The sequence below is a fragment of the Akkermansia muciniphila genome (assembly GCF_030848305.1).
Lineage (GTDB): Bacteria > Verrucomicrobiota > Verrucomicrobiia > Verrucomicrobiales > Akkermansiaceae > Akkermansia > Akkermansia muciniphila_A.
The window spans coordinates 1,541,218-1,556,627 of sequence record NZ_CP114598.1 but is presented as its reverse complement, the minus strand read 5'-3'; the positions used below and the strand labels follow the sequence as shown (position 1 = coordinate 1,556,627).

The window sequence follows — 15,410 nt, the reverse complement described above, 5'->3', positions numbered from 1 at the left end:
CAAATGGCGGTGCGTTGCACAAAAAAACGCCCCGGACAAATCCGGGACGGTAAACACCAGCATGAATCAACCTTCATCTGACGCAACAGCAGCGGCAACGTATCCTTTCACCTTGTCAGCCTCGAGAATCTTTGCCCCGAACATCAGGCCCAGAGAAGCCCATTCCGCGCGAGTTTTCAAATCAAGCCAAGTGCAAAACAGGATAGAAAGACCAGCAAGACCTTCCACCTGAATGACCTCGGAATGGATATCATCCTTGAAAGCCTCGTCGATCTCCGGAAGGGCGGAACCAACAGCAACCGCACCTCCATCATAGGAAATACCGACTACGTTATCAGCAAAGACGGAGGTCTTGACCTTATGGATGGAATCAAATCCGTAAGCGCCTCCATCAAGCCGGAATTCCGTCGTATTTTCCGGAAGAATAGCTCGGTAATAATCAGGCACCAGCAAAAGGCGAGGTTCGTCGGATTCTACGTCTCCGCTGAGGTTGATGCACTTACGCTTTGTGAAAGCGTCAGCCGTACCAATAACCTTGGCTCCATCCGCTGTAACAAGGGAAAGTATGCGCTTGTTCAAGTTATTGGCAAACGCCGTAGCGTTCGTTTTTGCCAAATCCGCCAATTTCCACCCATTCCGCTTTTCGGCGTGCGTAATGCGCCAGGGTTGATGGAGTTCAATAAGTGACAGGGGGATTAAATCCCCTTCATTTTCTTTATCCGTCTGGTAATCAGAAGGGTTTTCAGTAATATTTCCGGCGGCTTTTACATTCTTGAATTTAATCTCAGAAGCATACTCCATTCGGAAATCCTTCTTAAAGTATTCCAGCGGAGCCAGCGCTTTACGCAAAGAAGAAATGACTTCACTGTGAATAACTATCTTGTGAGCATCTGAAAGAGCCATAATTCTAAAAAATGGTTTTAATCGTTAATATTGTTATTGATTACTTGCAAAGTTTTACCAACTCATCCTTATGAGCAGCATAAAACTTCCTCTGTTCCTCTCCGGAAAGAGCTGAGTACTGCTCCAGGATAGAGGAGTTTTCTTCGCCGTCTTCCGGCTTATCCACTACGGCTTTATGTCCCATACCAGCCACCATTTCAGCGGCCTTCTGGCTCGCCTTCGTATCGGCTTCTTCCTCAAGCTGGTTTTTCTTGAGGGCAACGGATGCGTGGAGCTTGACATTCTCCTTTTCCTGGGCTTCGACACGCTCACAAAGATCTTTAATAGAGGATTGGATTTCTTTAATCCCATTCTTCATTTCTGCCCCAAAAGGGGCAAGCTCTTGTTTGAGCGCATCAACGATATTTTGATCAGATTTGAATAGTGCCATACTTATGACAAAACCGTTGCGTTTTCATACCACTCCAGGAAAATCGACCCAGGGTATTACATCATCAATCAGGCCCAAGGAAACAGCATCTTCCGCCACAAAAACCTTGCCGGAAAACGCATCCGCAGATAAACCGGGACGTCCTGAAGCCACAAATTCCTGAAACCGCCCGGCGATCTTGTTGCACAAATCCCTGTAATAGGCGATTGCCTCCGTATTCATCGGGGTTTCCGGATGCTTGAAAACAGCATCATCATTCGTGATGGTCAATATTTCCTCACTCTTGGCATTCCACAGGCTGATGACCGTCCCGATACTGCCAACCAGCGCCGTTTCCGTCACGACCACTTGATCACAAGCGGAAGCCAAATAATAGGCGGCAAAGCAGCACATGCCTTTGACATAAGCCACTGTTTCCACTGGCAGAGATTTAATCAATTCTGCTGTTTCATGACAGCCTTGCACGTCACCTCCCGGAGAGTCAAAAATGAAAACAACTTCATCAATGTTCCCGGCAGCACCCTTTATTTCCTTCACGATGGACTGATAATTCGTGCCGCCCAAGACTTCATTCAACGGCACGCCGTCACCGTATAGAGGCCCAATCACGTCAATCACCAAGGATGACCCAATTACCCGCGCTTTTTGGCGTGTCTGGATGAAAAATGAGAAGTCAAAATCCGGATTCCCTGCGGCTTTCGGTTCCAGGCTCTTCCGCTGGCGAATCTTCGCCAGCCATGCAGTTTCTTCACAATATAACGGTTTCATCACATTAAAACTTCCTGATATAATCCGGAGAGATTTCTACTCCAAATTCTGCTTCAGCTTCACGGCGCAACTTCTCCGCAATGGCGGCTTCCCTGGCACGTATTCTCAAATGGTCCTCAACCTGCGTTCCGTTTTCCTCACAGATTTCTGTGAGGTTTTTAATACCGGCGTTGTACTCTTTCAACTGGCTGTTGGAGTCGCGGCCCATGTCTACGCTTGGACGCTTGGCGCGGCTGAACATCATGTTCCACCAGCCTTCCGCGTGCGGGATGTCCTCCCGCTGGATACCTACGGCCAAGATATACTGTACAAGCAGTCTGGCAGCATCTTCAAGCAGCGTGGCCCGATCTCGCGTGGTATTGTCAAATTTGGACAGAGACATTCTGTTCCCAACGCCGCTTGAGTCCGGATTGACCACGATATCATAGGGCACGCCCACCCCGGATAAAACGCCCTTCAGAAGCCGTTCTGAAAAACTCATGTAGTTCGGAGAGGGGCGCTCAATCTTCAGGGAGTCAAGGGAATCTTCAGACTTCAAAAATACAATTTGCTTATCACCAGTATTACGGATGAGCACCTCCCCATTATTGGACGGTTTGGCATAAGCCTGCGTTATGTCAACTTCTCCCGTTTCGTTCTTTTTTACCAGGGCAATTTGTGACGCAATCTTCATGGCCCCAAGTTCGGCTGTATTGATATCATCAATGTATCGGAATTCCTTGAGGCCATGAGAGAAGAGAGGCTCGCCCCGGCAGGTGGAAAGAAAGTCGTCATCCACGATATGAAGTATTGAGGATGCCGGGATGATTTCACCTCCCCCTGGTTCGTCGCCGTCCAACCAATAAGCGATTTCACGTCCCATGCGATTGGTTATGACGCCGTGCAGCACGTTCAATCCCTTATATTTTCCGGAGTCAATAAGGCCATTTTTAGGAGAGCAAACACGGTTTGCCCGGATAAATTGCAGTTGAGGAAACCCCGTCTTGCTTTCCGTCAACATTACAAAGCAATCCCCATCAATGTCGATGGCGGTGGAGATCAGATACAGGAGCGAGTGAAAATTCTTTCCGTTCACGCATGCAACTTTGTAAAACGCCTTGATGTACTCGTCATACTTCGCCGCAACTTCCGGATTCTTGCACAGAGATTTGAACAGAAACGCTTTCCCGATAGAGTATTCAGCCTTCATGTTCACGGCGCCTTTTACAACGCCGTTGTTCTTGTACAACAGACGGGACGCGGAAATGAGGTTCTTCCGGGTAAGGCTCCCGGAAAGCTGTTCCGGTTCTTTGAGATAATTCGGAAGCCGCTGCAGCCCGTCATCATAACTGCCGCTCTTGTAAATGGGGCGGCTTGAAAACGGCCGGCCGAACTGATCCAAAATCTGGACATTTCCTGCTTTCATCGAAACACTATCCTTGCAACGTTATTCCCTCCTTCAAACCGGCCATGCTCAAGAGAACGAATAGCCATCCCCAAAGCTTCCACCCATAAATCAATAGTCATGGAACCTGGCGCGAACTGGAATGAACTGTCCCCCACGTTCCCTTGAGTGATTTCCTTTCCCTGGTTTTCAATGATATCTTCAACAGCCTTATCCAAAGCTTCTTTCAAACGGGGTATGCGTTCATCAATGTCCACCGCTCCCCAGACATAAAGAGCTTTTGCAATCCGTAACATACAAATGCGGCCCCGTTGCGTTTCCTCTACGGAAGACACGCAGGCTTTCACCTGAAACTATACTTTTCCCGTTGCATTGTTGGAATAGTTGCATGAAATTTTTCAACTCCATGCATGCAAAAACACAGATGACCCATGACCCAGTTCGAGCCTCTACGCTCAAGGAGACTCCCTTTTTCGGCCTATTTCAGACTATTTTTCATCCTTCCGTGTGCTCAACATTATCACAATAATGAACACATTTTATAATATATTATTGTAAATAAATATATTAATTCCTACCGGGCCTACCACTTCTCTTGAAAAGAAGCGGTTATCCTCGGCAATATCAGGAGACCTTTTCTTTCCCGCAGGTTTGTAGAACAGTAGCAGGAGCTAATCCCGTTCCGGCATCCTCCGGGGGAAAACAGACCCATGCGTGTGCATTCTCCCGGCTTCCCTCTCCCGTTCTGCCCGGACATCTTCCGGAAAGATGCCGCCCTTCCGTTAAATAATAAAAAACTCCCTTCCGTTAACCGCGGAAGGGAGCTGCATGGAAACAGAAATCCAAGTTTGCCGTTACTTGCGGCGGCGGCGCATCGCCAGGCCAACCAGGCCCAGCAGGCTCAGGGAAGCCGCTGCAGGTTCGGGAACCACATAGGAAACGCTGTACCCGTCCCCATTCTTGGTAACCATATAAGAACCTACTTCGGCATTAGTCAAATCGTCCACCGCAGTGAGGGTATCAACGCCTGCAATGCCGCTGAGCATTTCCAGGGAAGTGTTCGTGCCGTCAAAAGACATATTATCCCCCAGGGAAACCAGATTCCGGGTCAGGATTTGATGTCCGTCGGCGGTTACTCCGCTGGCGGTGCCTCCGTCAAGAGTCAGCGTAGCAGTCAGGCTTGCTATCCTGGCATTGTATGAATTACCGTTGGAAGAAGTAAGGTTCATCACGCCCGTGGCTCCCAAATTGACGTTAAAGCCTCCACCTCCCTGGCTCTTGGAATAAGCCAGGTTAAAGGTGCCGTAGTTGTTCAACGTCGTGATCTCGCCGTCGTTGCCGCCGCTAAAACCATTGATGGTCAGCGCAGATGACTGATCAATGTCAATAGAACAGCCCCCTTGGAATTTCTTGACGTTCCCTACGGTCAAATCCGAGCCGTTGCTGAGGGCAAGCTTCAATGTCCAGCCTTCCAGCTGGGTGATGGAACCGCTCGCATTGGAAACGGAAATAAGAGACCAGGCATTGGATTGGGGCGTGCCGGGGCCGGTTCCGGCTGCCGGCCAGGAATCTGACTCGCTGATAATCCAGCTGGATTCTGTCTGCCAAAGCTGCTGGGTAATGTCACTGCCGCCATTCCATGTGAAATCGGCATGAGCTATTCCCGCCAGAGCAATGAGCGTAATGAGTGTCTTCTTCATTATCAGAGGAATATAATAATAGGAGTAATGATTGATTCATCTAACGAAACGATGACTAGCCTGCTTCACCCGAAGAGGCTTTGAACCCAATAACGAATTCTCAATCCGAAATCAATACTAAATATTGTGGGAAAACAATTTAAGTATCATCGAGAAGCTGTTTTCAGGATGATTTCTCCTCCAAAGGAAATCCTTCCGTGCCAGGCATCCTCTATTGTTTTTTAGACAGGCTGATTTTCTCGACACCTTGTTGATAGAAATACAATCTTTTTAATATAAACAAATTATGATAAACATCGAAATGGTGGTTGGATGCCGCAGGAGATATTGTACATGGAATTTCCCCTCTAAGCCGGTTCATGGAGCGGATTGAGAATCCGAATGTCGGCGCCACATCGGAAACCGCCGTCAAATAAAAAAATATTCCAGAAATAATCTGTCACCGGGAGGAAAAAACATCTGTTTTCCCCCTGCCGCTTCCGCCGCATTAAGGGCATCACGCCAGCCTTGACCTGAAAAAAATTCCGCAACAGCAGGCCGTATCCGGACAAGACGGAGAATTCCCCGTCATGGGGATTATTCCTTTCCCTGAACTCCGGCCATCTTCCGGAACCTGTGCGCAAGCAGGAAGCCGGTGGCCGCCCAAAGCAGGGAAATGGCGGCTCCGGCCAGCATGGCCCACGGGGAATGGGAGCCCAACACGTTAAAGAAGCTCTTCAGCCATGCGCTGACGGCGTCGCCGCCACGGTAAAGGACCGTATCAATAAAGCTCTTGGCCTTGTATTTTTCTTCAGGGGACAATACGGAATTCAGCATTTCACGGCCGGGACGCACCATTCCGTATTCCCCGATGCGGCGTACCGCCATCACTATGGCCACGACGGCAAATACCGGAGCGAAAGCCATCCAGACAAAACCCAGGGAAATAAGAACGGGGACAGCCGCCAGCAATGCCGCCAATCCGAATTTCCGAACAATACGCCCCGCCAGAAATACCTGAAGCAGCATGGTACACCCCTGAACAACGGCGTCCAGTACTCCGAATACCTGCGTCTGGCGCACCGGATCAGGGAAGGAAGACGCTACAACGCTCATCAGCTCAAAATACAGGAACGTGTTGGTCCCGGCCAGCAGGATAATGAACAGCCCGATGCCCATCAGGAAGGGAGACCGGAACACGGCAGACGCCCCGGCAAAAGGATTCCCTCCCAGAGGGCGTTCCCGGCAGTCGGCCGGAAGAGGAATCCCCACACCCGCTCCTTCCGGGGAAGTCCTGTCACGCCAGCGGTGCAAATACATTCCCGCCAGCATCGCCAGCGCCAGAAAAACAGCGGCAGCAAGAAACAGCCACAGATGGCCGGCCACGCCGGCAAGGGCGGCCGTCACCGCCGGCCCCACAATGGCCCCAAGGCTGCTTCCGCTGGCAATCAGGGCAAACAGGCGTTTCATCTGCCCCGGCTTCATGACGTCCGACAGCACGCTCCACGCCACGGAAACGGTAAGCAGGTTAAATACGGACAGCCACACATAAAACGAACGGGCCGTCCAGATATTTCCCGGGCATGCCAGCACAAGCGCCGCAAAAACCACCAGGTTAAGAATGAAAAAACCGTACGTCCACGGAAGAATGGCCTTTCTCCGCACTTTTGAGGATGCCCACCCAAATAAAAACTGGATCCCTATGGAAGCGGCAAAAGTAGCCGTAAAAAGCCACTGCAAATTCTGAACGCCTCCGGCAATGCCCATCGTCTCCCGGACCGGCCTTAACATGGAATAGGCCAGGAACAGCAGGAAAAACAGAACAATTCCCCCCGCTGCGGCAGGCAATTCACGGGGTTCCACATGCAGCGCCTTTTCCAGACTCCGGCACAGGCGTTCCTTCATTCCTCTGGGCATGCCCGGAATGTACCATAGCCGGAAGATTTTTTCACTTAAATCTCCCGTTCCCAAAAAAATCCGCCTTTTTTCGCCTCCCTGCCGAAGCTTCTCCTTCCAACTGGACTTGCTGGATAAGCCGGATTATGATGGGGCATCCCATTTCCTCATGTTTTCCGCCCCGTCAGGAATCATGAAACGCTCCCATGAACCAGAGAAAAATCATCCATGTGGATATGGATGCCTTTTACGCGTCCATCGAACAGCGGGACCATCCCGAATACCGCGGCAAACCTATCGCCGTAGGCCGGCCGGAAATGCGCGGCGTGGTGGCGGCGGCCAGCTATGAAGCGCGCCGCTTCGGCGTGCGTTCCGCCATGCCCTCCATGAAGGCGCTCAAGCTTTGCCCCCAGTTGATTTTCACCCGCAACCGCATGGAAGTGTACAAGACCGTCTCCGCGCAGATACACGCCATCTTTCACCGTTATACGGACCTGGTGGAACCACTCTCCCTGGATGAAGCCTTTCTGGACGTCACGGAAAACAAGCCGGGCATTCCGCTGGCCGTCGACATTGCGAGGAGGATTAAAAAGGAAATCCGCCAGGAACTTCGCCTGACGGCTTCCGCCGGCGTTTCCTACAACAAATTCCTGGCAAAAATCGCCTCTGATTACCGCAAGCCGGACGGCCTGTTCACAATCCATCCATCCCGGGCGGAGAAATTCATCGCGGCCCTTCCCATTGAAGCTTTCTGGGGAGTCGGCCGCGCCACCGCCGAACGCATGCGCGCTCTTTCCATCACCAACGGGGCACAGCTCCGGGCACGGGACAAGGACTTCCTGGTGCGGCATTTCGGCAAGATAGGAGCCCTCTTCTACAACTTCGCCCGCGGTGTGGACGACCGCCCCGTGGAACCTTCCCGCATCCGCAAATCCGTAGGTTGTGAAGAGACCTACCGGGAAAACGTCACCAGGGAGGAAGCGCAGGAACAGCACCTCCCCCTGCTGGCGGAAGAACTCGCAAGGCGCCTGGCGCGCGCCGGCTTCCGGGGAAACACCCTTACCCTGAAGGTTAAATTCCCGGACTTTGTCCAAAAGACCCGCTGCACGACCGTTCCGGAAACGCTGACGGAAAAGGAGGACATCCTCCCCCTGGCGCGGACCCTGATGGAAGAACTGGATTCCGGAGACCGTACATTCCGCCTTCTGGGGCTGTCCGTCTCCCATCCCCAGGAAGAACAGCGGCAGGGCATCTGGGAACAGCTCTGGCTGGAGCTGGAGTATTAACCCTTCCATAGACTCCCGCATTTCCAGGACACTCCCCCCAAAAACGGCGATATCCGCAAGATATTGATTCATGAATGAGCAAAATCCGCCCCAACCCGGTCATAAGCACATATGAATCAGGAAGAGCGGAGACACTGGGCATCATGGATAGGAGTGATTGCGGAAGGCGTGGCTGGAGTCATGGCCGTGAATGGGGGAATTCCCGCCTCCCGGGACGTGCCCGACCCCGGCCCTTCCCAAACGCGCCGCCCCCTCACGGAAACGGAAAAACGCATTATCGAACACCAGGGAACGGAACCGCCCTTCTCCGGGGAATTCGTCAGTTTCTTTGAGCCGGGCATCTATTCCTGCCGCAAATGCGGTGCGCTCCTGTTCCGGTCGGAAGACAAATTCGATGCCGGTTGCGGCTGGCCCTGTTTTGATGATTCCCTACCGGACGCCGTCACAAGCGTCCATGCGGGCTACGGGCGGCGCACGGAGATCACATGCGCCCGCTGCGGAGGCCATCTGGGGCATATTTTCAATGGCGAACGCCTGACGCCGAAGAATGCGCGCTACTGCGTCAACTCCCTTTCCCTGGAATTCCGGGCCGCACCTCTTCCGATGTTGGCGGATGTCCCCCGTTAAAAGGGCTCGGCGGAAGAAATATCCGTCCGCCGCCCCCGGAAGCAGGCCTCCGTCCCACGCCCTGCCGGACACGGACGCCGCGGCGGAATTTACCCTGAAATCCTCTCACGGCCCCGGAGCCGCGGCAGGCAACAGGGAAGACCCTTACCCGCAAATCCCTTGCCGGCAACAGGATACGGCCTTTCTCCCATCCTGTTTCCACCGCACCGGGAAAGAGGGGGGATTAGCTTGACTTTCCTGCAATGTCGCCTATTCTGGTTTAAGCATTATTTGCAACCACGCACACTTATTATGACCGACCGCAGAATTGTTATCACCGGCATCGGAGTGATCAGCCCCCTGGGCAATGATCTCGCATCCACCTGGGAAGCCATGAAGGCTGGCCGCAGCGGCATTGACACCATCAAGTCCATGGATGTTACCGGCTACTCCACGAAAATCGCCGGTGAAGTCAAGGATTTCGATCCCGCTCCGTACTTCAAGACGCCCAAGGACGCCCGCCGCGTGGACCGCTTCACGCACTTTGCCATGGGCGCCGCCGGAATGGCCCTCAAGGACTCCGGGCTGGATCTGGACGCGGAGGACAAAACCCGCATCGGCGTCATGGTGGGCAGCGGCATCGGCGGTCTCGGCACGCTGGAAAGCCAGCATGCCACGCTTCTTTCCAAGGGACCGGCCCGCGTGTCCCCCTTCATGATTCCGTACATGATCAGCAACATTGCCTCCGGCCTCATCTCCATGGAATACGGCCTCGGCGGTCCGAACATGTCTATCGTCACGGCCTGCGCCACCTCCAACCACAACATCGGGGAAGCCTGGCGCATCATGAAGTTCGGCGACGCCGACGTCATGGTCTGCGGCGGGGCGGAAGCTACCATCCTGCCCACGGGCGTGGCCGGGTTCAGCAACATGAAAGCCCTCAGCTCACGCAATGACGAACCCCAGCGGGCCTCCCGCCCGTACGACGTGGACCGCGACGGCTTCGTCATGGGAGAAGGCGCCGGCGTTGTCATTCTGGAAACGCTGGAGCACGCCCAGAAGCGCGGCGCGAAAATCTACGGGGAGCTCGTCGGCTACGGCATCTCTGCGGACGCCTACCACCTTACCGCCCCAGACCCGGAAGGCCGCGGCGCCGCCCGCTGCATGAAAATGGCTCTGGAACACGCGGGAATGAAGCCGGAAGAAATCGACTACGTCAACACGCACGGCACCTCCACCCCGCTGGGCGACATCTGCGAAATCAAGGCCCTCAAGGCCGTCTTCGGCGACCACGCCAAAAACGGGCTGCTGATCAGCTCCACCAAATCCATGACCGGCCACCTTCTGGGCGCCGCCGGCGGCGTGGAACTGGCCGTCTGCCTGATGGCCATGCAGGACAACATCGTCCCGCCCACCATCAACGTGGACAACCAGGATCCGGAATGCGACCTGGACTGCGTGCCCAACAAGGCCCGTGAAACCAGGGTGGATGCCGTCCTGAGCAACTCCTTCGGCTTCGGGGGGCATAACTCCTCCGTCATCGTGAAACGGTTCGCCTGACCCTTCCGGGCCTCTCCTTTCTCCGGCGGAAGCGCTGATGTTTGCGGCCACCGCAGCCATCGCGCTTCCGCTTTTTTCATTTAAAGCCATGCCCGCCAAAACGCACCAGGACATTCTGCTCATGCGCTGGGCCCTGTTCTCCGTAGCCGGGCTTATCCTGATCGTGGCGCTCTACTCCCTGGGCATTACTCCCGTCTGGGCCCGGGGCCTGAAGGAAGCCATGGCCTCCGCCCCGTTTCTGCTTCCCGCGGACGCCCCCTCCCTTTCTCCCGGCACGGGATTCCTGCTGTGCATGGCGTTGACGCTGACTCTCGTTTACGATTTGCTGCTCATCCGCGGAACACTCCGCAAAACGGCCGTTCTGGCCGCTTTCCTCCTGCTTCTGGCCTGCTTTACCCCGGCGCTGGGGCTGTGGGGCTTTTTCTTCAATGCCGTCCCATGCCTGCTTTCCGCAGGGGGCGCGGGCGCGCTCGCCATCCTTTGGCCACCCTCTCCCCCCCGGCATCATTCCGAACCTCCTCCCGCTCATGAATAATCTGGACTATCCCATTCCCGTGCTTGAACTGGTCACCGCCCTGAAACAGCTTCCGGGCATCGGCATCCGCGGCGCGGAACGCATGGCCCTGTGGATGCTCCAGGGGCACATGGGGGAAGCGGAGGCGATTGCCCTCACCATCGGCCAGGCGGCGGAACACGTCACGCCCTGCCCCGTCTGCGGATTCTTCAGCACGGAAGGGGAACCCTGCGCCGCCTGCCGGGACGAAGAACGGGACAGCCGCCTCATCTGCGTGGTGGAACAGGCCACGGACGTCATCCCCATTGAACGCAGCAGCGCCTACCGCGGATTGTACCACTGCCTGGGCGGCAAGCTTTCCCCACTGGATGATGTGGAGCCGGAAGACCTCAACATTCAATCCCTGGTGGAACGCGTCTCCCGGCAGCCTGACTGCGAAGTCATTCTGGCAACAGGCTCCGACGTGGAAGGGGAGGCAACAGCCACCTACCTCCACCATCTGCTCAAAGAAATGGATTGCAGGATTTCCCGCCCTGCCCAGGGGCTGCCTGCCGGTTCCGGCCTCAGCCACGCGGACACGCTGACGCTGATGAAAGCTCTGGAAGGACGCACCCGGCTGTAAAGGGACGACCTTTCCGCATCAATCCCGGCACGGGACCATTCCGTCTTTACAGCGGTTCTGCCCGCGCCGAGCGCGACGCCTCTTTCTCCCAATAATGAGGGGAAAAACGTACCGCCTCATTCCGCCAGTCCGTCCACTCGGGCGCGGTCAAAATCCGCCGGGCAAATCGTCACGTTCACCCGGTCGCCCGGCTTGAGCAGCTCCCTCAGGGAAGCGTTCTTTTTTTCTACAAAAGCCACGGCGGTCTTGCCATTAGGCAGGGTGGCGCGGAAAGCCGTATCCGCGATACGCTCCACGATAACGGCGACCGCCTGCACCATTTGGCAGGGATAAGGTTTCATCTGAAAAAAAGGGTTACCAATTCATTAATTCGTTCATCAGGTCACTTCCTGTTTTAAGCCCCTTTTCCGCAGCGTCCTGCAACTGCGGCACAACCGGGACGGGAACTTCGTCCGCGGCGGGAATCCCGAACTTGCGGCCAGGATGTTCCTTACCATCCCCTGCCCCGTTTTTCCCGGTTCCCCTGTTCAGCAGCCGCGACGCGACGTCCGCCACTTCAGCCGCCTTGCCCATTCCTATTTCCGTCAGGCGGTTTCCCGCCGCCTTGATGAGCCGCGCGGACAAGTCCTCCGACGGGTTGTCCAACGTCCCGCCGATATTCACATTGGCCCACGCCAGATTGCCTCCCGCTCCCTGGCGGGACACGGAAAACACATCGGAAAATCCCGGAAGAGCTTTCCACAGGCCGTCGGCCCTCAGCCCCACCTGCAGCCTTCCGGTCAGCGCCCCCCCTTTCCCGATTTCCAGCCAGCCTTCCACCCTGACCAGGTTTTCGCTTTCCACCAGAATATTGGAAATATGCCAGGCGGATTCCTGATAGACGAACTGGGCGGACGCCTCATGCAGGGGAAGATTCCGGAATCTGGAAGAACCGCAGAACAGGGCCAGCCTGTCCAGGACGGGAAGGCCGGTCAGCATGCCGCCCTGCAATCTGGCGAGCCCGGCCACATGGGTGACGCCGTCCTGTCCGCCGCGCAGGTCTATCCCGCCGCTCATGCTGCCCTGCACATGCTTTTTCCAATGATCTTCCAGGAAGGAAGAGACAGGGACGCCGTTCACCACCATATTCGCCGTCCAGAAGGAGGAAGAGCCGTTCCAGTCCCCCTTGATGTCCAGATAACCGCCGGAGTCCGTAGTCAGGCGGCAGGACGGGACGTTCACCCTCCTGCCGGCATGGTTAAACTGCGCCGTGCCGGACATCAGGGAAAATTCGGGACATCCCCTGAAGGGAAGGAGCAGCTTTCCCCCCCGCACTTCAAACCTGTACTGGCTGGAACCGGCGTCATAGACGCTCTCCACGCGGGCCCCGTCCAGAATATACAGCCGGCCGGCCTCCCCATAGGAAATGGACAGGGAATCAATGCTCCCTTTTTCCAGACGGAACGTATCCGGCAGAATATTCTCTTCCGCCCAGCTTCTGGGCCCTTCCGGCTTTTCCCTGAAACGGAAAGACGCGGGGGCGAGCTGAAGCTTCAGCTCCGCAATATTGACGGAGGTCATGACGAAAGCGCGCTTCAGCAAATCCCAGCGGCTGAATTCCGTCTCAATGTCCCTGGCCTGAAGGGAAGTCAACAACTCATGCCCCTCCATCATTACGCCGCCGCACCGGATGCCGGAGCCGTCCCAGTCAAGAGGGGCTATCCTGGCTGTCTCCACATTCATATCATCAATGGCGGACTGTTCCAGCATGGCTAAAAAACCATCGCTCTTCAAGTAGGCCCTGACATACAGATAAGACCCCGCCACCGCAGCGGCAGCCAGAACAAGCATCCCCAGCACGCCCCACAGCAGCAGCTTTTTCCAGACGCTGCCTGCACGGGGCTTTTTCCTGCGTATCCTCCTTGTTCTGGACATGGTTCCAGCCTATATCAAATCCGGCTCTGGTCAAGCCTCCGGATTGCCTCACAACCTGCCTCAGACTGCGGGAAACGGGCAGCCGCGCAGGCCTTTCCGCGCCTATCGCGGACCGTGGTACACCTTATGCCTTCCGGACGCCATGGTGATGAAAATCAGGAACAGGGCATAAGCCGCCAGAAACCCCATGGGAATGACCGCCCCATGCTCTCCCCGCCCCAGCGCTTCAATGGGCGCGGCCTGCTTCACCCAGATATTCTGCGCCAGCCAGGCCAGGAAAATCGCCAGCAACAGCGTAGGCGTCACAAACTTCATGATGAAACGGTATATTCTGGGAATGCGGATGACGGAACTGTCCTCCAAATCCTTCAACCCCCGGTCCACCCCCAGCTTCCAGGAAAAAAGAATCATCATCACCATGGCGCTCACAAAGAAACACAGCGTGCCCAGAAAGAAGTCATAAGTATCCATCGCCAGCAGGTTGCCGCTGTACCAGGCAACGATGAACGTGCCCGTAGCCGTAAAAAAGCCCTGCACCACCACAGCCATCTTGCGTTTCAACCCCATGAATTCCTCAATAAAGGACAAGCCCACCTGCATCATGGAAATGGAGCTGGTCACCGCCGCCACCGTCAGAAGCAGGAAGAACAGGCTGCCGAATACCACGCTGGCCCCCATCTTGGCAAAAGCCTGCGGAAGCACCATGAAGCCCAGCGCAAAAGTCCCCTGCCCGGCGGCTCCGGCCACTCCCAGGAACGCCACGGCGGCAGGCACCGTCATCATACCGGCAATGCCCACCTCGCACACTTCATTGGAGGCGGCTGCCGAAAAGCCGCTCAACGCAATATCCTCCTTCTTTTTGACATAGCTGGCATACGTCAGAATCAGCCCCGTCCCTACGGAAAGGCTCAGGAAAACCTGCCCGGCGGCCGCAATCCAAAGCTCAATATTTTTCAGACCGTCCCACAAGGACACCTCAGTCAGCCTCCGGGTTCCGCCGGACATCTCCACCTGCCGCACGGCTTCATCCAAGGCTCCCGCCTGGGAGGCTGAAACCATGGAAACCGTCTTCCAGTCCCCGCTGTCCCGGTCCAGTTCCTCCACCAGCACCTTGCTGGGATTCCACATATACCCCAGTCCCTGCTCGATGCTGCGGTCCGGATAAGAAGGGTCCGGCGTGCCGATGCACAAAATGCGCACCAGCAGCACCAGGGAAATCAACAGCAGCAACGGCATGAACCAGCGCGAAAACATTTCGATGCCCTTGCTGATGCCACGGTAAATAATTACCAGATTCAGCAAAATAACCCCGACGACGATCCACAGCAGCCCGTTGTCCGACAACAGGGCGTTCCCGTCACCGTACATGCCCGTGAAACTGAAAAAAGTCTGCGCCGTCCCCTCCGCCGTGGCAAAAACCTCCGGACGGGTGAGCATCTTCCAGAAATAGCCGCAGCACCACGCTTCCACCACCATGTAGTAAAAAGCCACGGATGAAGGCCCCAGAACCGCCAGCACGCCCAGAAACTTCCACAGCCTGGACCCTTTGGTCAGGTACCAGAACACGCCGGGGGCGCAATGGGCGCCCATCTGGCCGCCGCGCCGCCCGATGGACCACTCCGCCCATGCCACGGGCACGCCCACCAGAACAAGCATGAGCCCGTAAGCCACCATGAAGGCGCCCCCTCCATATTGAGCGGCCAGCCCCGGAAAGCGCAGAAAATTTCCCAGCCCGACGGCACTGCCGGCCACAGCGAGAATCACGCCGATTTTTCCGGACCACTCATCTTGTTGCGCCTTTGAGGATGACATGGAGGGAATACTGACAAAAAAAGCTTCATTTTCAAG

The 15,410-nt window shown here is 55.6% G+C and carries 15 protein-coding genes; 5 read left to right on the top strand and 10 right to left on the bottom strand.

The features are described from left to right. Positions 1-66 precede the first annotated feature (66 nt). From O4G22_RS06740 to O4G22_RS06710, 7 genes are all read right to left on the bottom strand, one after another. Positions 67-903, bottom strand: a complete 837-nt coding sequence (locus tag O4G22_RS06740) for a hypothetical protein (protein WP_306701328.1) — start codon at positions 901-903, stop codon at positions 67-69. Positions 904-943: 40 nt separating this feature from the next. After that, complete coding sequence (locus tag O4G22_RS06735; RefSeq protein ID WP_306701327.1) at positions 944-1,333, bottom strand: hypothetical protein; 390 nt, start codon at positions 1,331-1,333, stop codon at positions 944-946. 24 nt (positions 1,334-1,357) lie between these two features. After that, positions 1,358-1,951: a S49 family peptidase gene (locus tag O4G22_RS06730; protein ID WP_306713973.1), complete on the bottom strand. Its 594-nt coding sequence runs from the start codon at positions 1,949-1,951 to the stop codon at positions 1,358-1,360. Positions 1,952-2,105: 154 nt separating this feature from the next. Next, positions 2,106-3,506 carry a phage portal protein gene (locus O4G22_RS06725; RefSeq protein ID WP_094135460.1) on the bottom strand — a complete coding sequence of 467 codons (1,401 nt, stop codon included), beginning with the start codon at positions 3,504-3,506 and terminating at the stop codon, positions 2,106-2,108. Next, positions 3,503-3,781, bottom strand: a complete 279-nt coding sequence (locus O4G22_RS06720; RefSeq protein ID WP_143245504.1) for a hypothetical protein — start codon at positions 3,779-3,781, stop codon at positions 3,503-3,505. The genes O4G22_RS06725 and O4G22_RS06720 overlap by 4 nt, the downstream gene beginning before the upstream one ends. A 558-nt stretch (positions 3,782-4,339) precedes the next feature. Then, complete coding sequence (locus O4G22_RS06715; RefSeq protein ID WP_306701325.1) at positions 4,340-5,185, bottom strand: PEP-CTERM sorting domain-containing protein; 846 nt, start codon at positions 5,183-5,185, stop codon at positions 4,340-4,342. 576 nt (positions 5,186-5,761) lie between these two features. Beyond that, on the bottom strand, positions 5,762-7,081 hold the full coding sequence (locus O4G22_RS06710) for an NTP/NDP exchange transporter (protein WP_306701324.1): 1,320 nt from the start codon (positions 7,079-7,081) through the stop codon (positions 5,762-5,764). A 185-nt stretch (positions 7,082-7,266) separates the two neighbouring features. Here O4G22_RS06710 and dinB point away from each other — a divergent pair, with 185 nt between their 5' ends. The 5 genes from dinB (at position 7,267) to recR (ending at position 11,648) form a co-directional block, all read left to right on the top strand. Further along, a complete protein-coding gene (gene dinB, locus O4G22_RS06705) occupies positions 7,267-8,346 on the top strand; it encodes a DNA polymerase IV (RefSeq protein WP_094135455.1) in 1,080 nt (359 codons plus the stop codon). A gap of 111 nt (positions 8,347-8,457) precedes the next feature. Continuing rightward, the gene (locus O4G22_RS06700) at positions 8,458-8,973 is read left to right on the top strand and encodes a peptide-methionine (R)-S-oxide reductase (protein WP_256943514.1); all 516 of its coding nucleotides are present in this window, start codon (positions 8,458-8,460) and stop codon (positions 8,971-8,973) included. A gap of 291 nt (positions 8,974-9,264) precedes the next feature. Beyond that, positions 9,265-10,512, top strand: coding sequence for a beta-ketoacyl-ACP synthase II (gene fabF / locus O4G22_RS06695; protein WP_094135453.1), 1,248 nt, complete (start codon positions 9,265-9,267; stop codon positions 10,510-10,512). 88 nt (positions 10,513-10,600) lie between these two features. Then, entirely contained in the window at positions 10,601-11,047 is a 447-nt protein-coding gene (locus tag O4G22_RS06690; RefSeq protein ID WP_306701322.1) for a hypothetical protein, read from the top strand. Further along, entirely contained in the window at positions 11,040-11,648 is a 609-nt protein-coding gene (gene recR, locus O4G22_RS06685; protein ID WP_306701321.1) for a recombination mediator RecR, read from the top strand. Before O4G22_RS06690 ends, recR begins: the two co-directional genes overlap by 8 nt. A gap of 116 nt (positions 11,649-11,764) precedes the next feature. Here the strand turns inward: recR and O4G22_RS06680 are convergent, their stop codons facing one another. The 3 genes from O4G22_RS06680 to O4G22_RS06670 all read right to left on the bottom strand — a co-directional run bounded on the left by O4G22_RS06680 (position 11,765) and on the right by O4G22_RS06670 (position 15,374). Continuing rightward, a complete protein-coding gene (locus O4G22_RS06680; RefSeq protein WP_102735285.1) occupies positions 11,765-11,989 on the bottom strand; it encodes a hypothetical protein in 225 nt (74 codons plus the stop codon). Between the two features lie 13 nt (positions 11,990-12,002). Then, entirely contained in the window at positions 12,003-13,562 is a 1,560-nt protein-coding gene (locus O4G22_RS06675; RefSeq protein WP_306701320.1) for a hypothetical protein, read from the bottom strand. Positions 13,563-13,664: 102 nt separating this feature from the next. Next, positions 13,665-15,374 carry a hypothetical protein gene (locus O4G22_RS06670; RefSeq protein ID WP_297405645.1) on the bottom strand — a complete coding sequence of 570 codons (1,710 nt, stop codon included), beginning with the start codon at positions 15,372-15,374 and terminating at the stop codon, positions 13,665-13,667. Positions 15,375-15,410 lie beyond the last annotated feature (36 nt).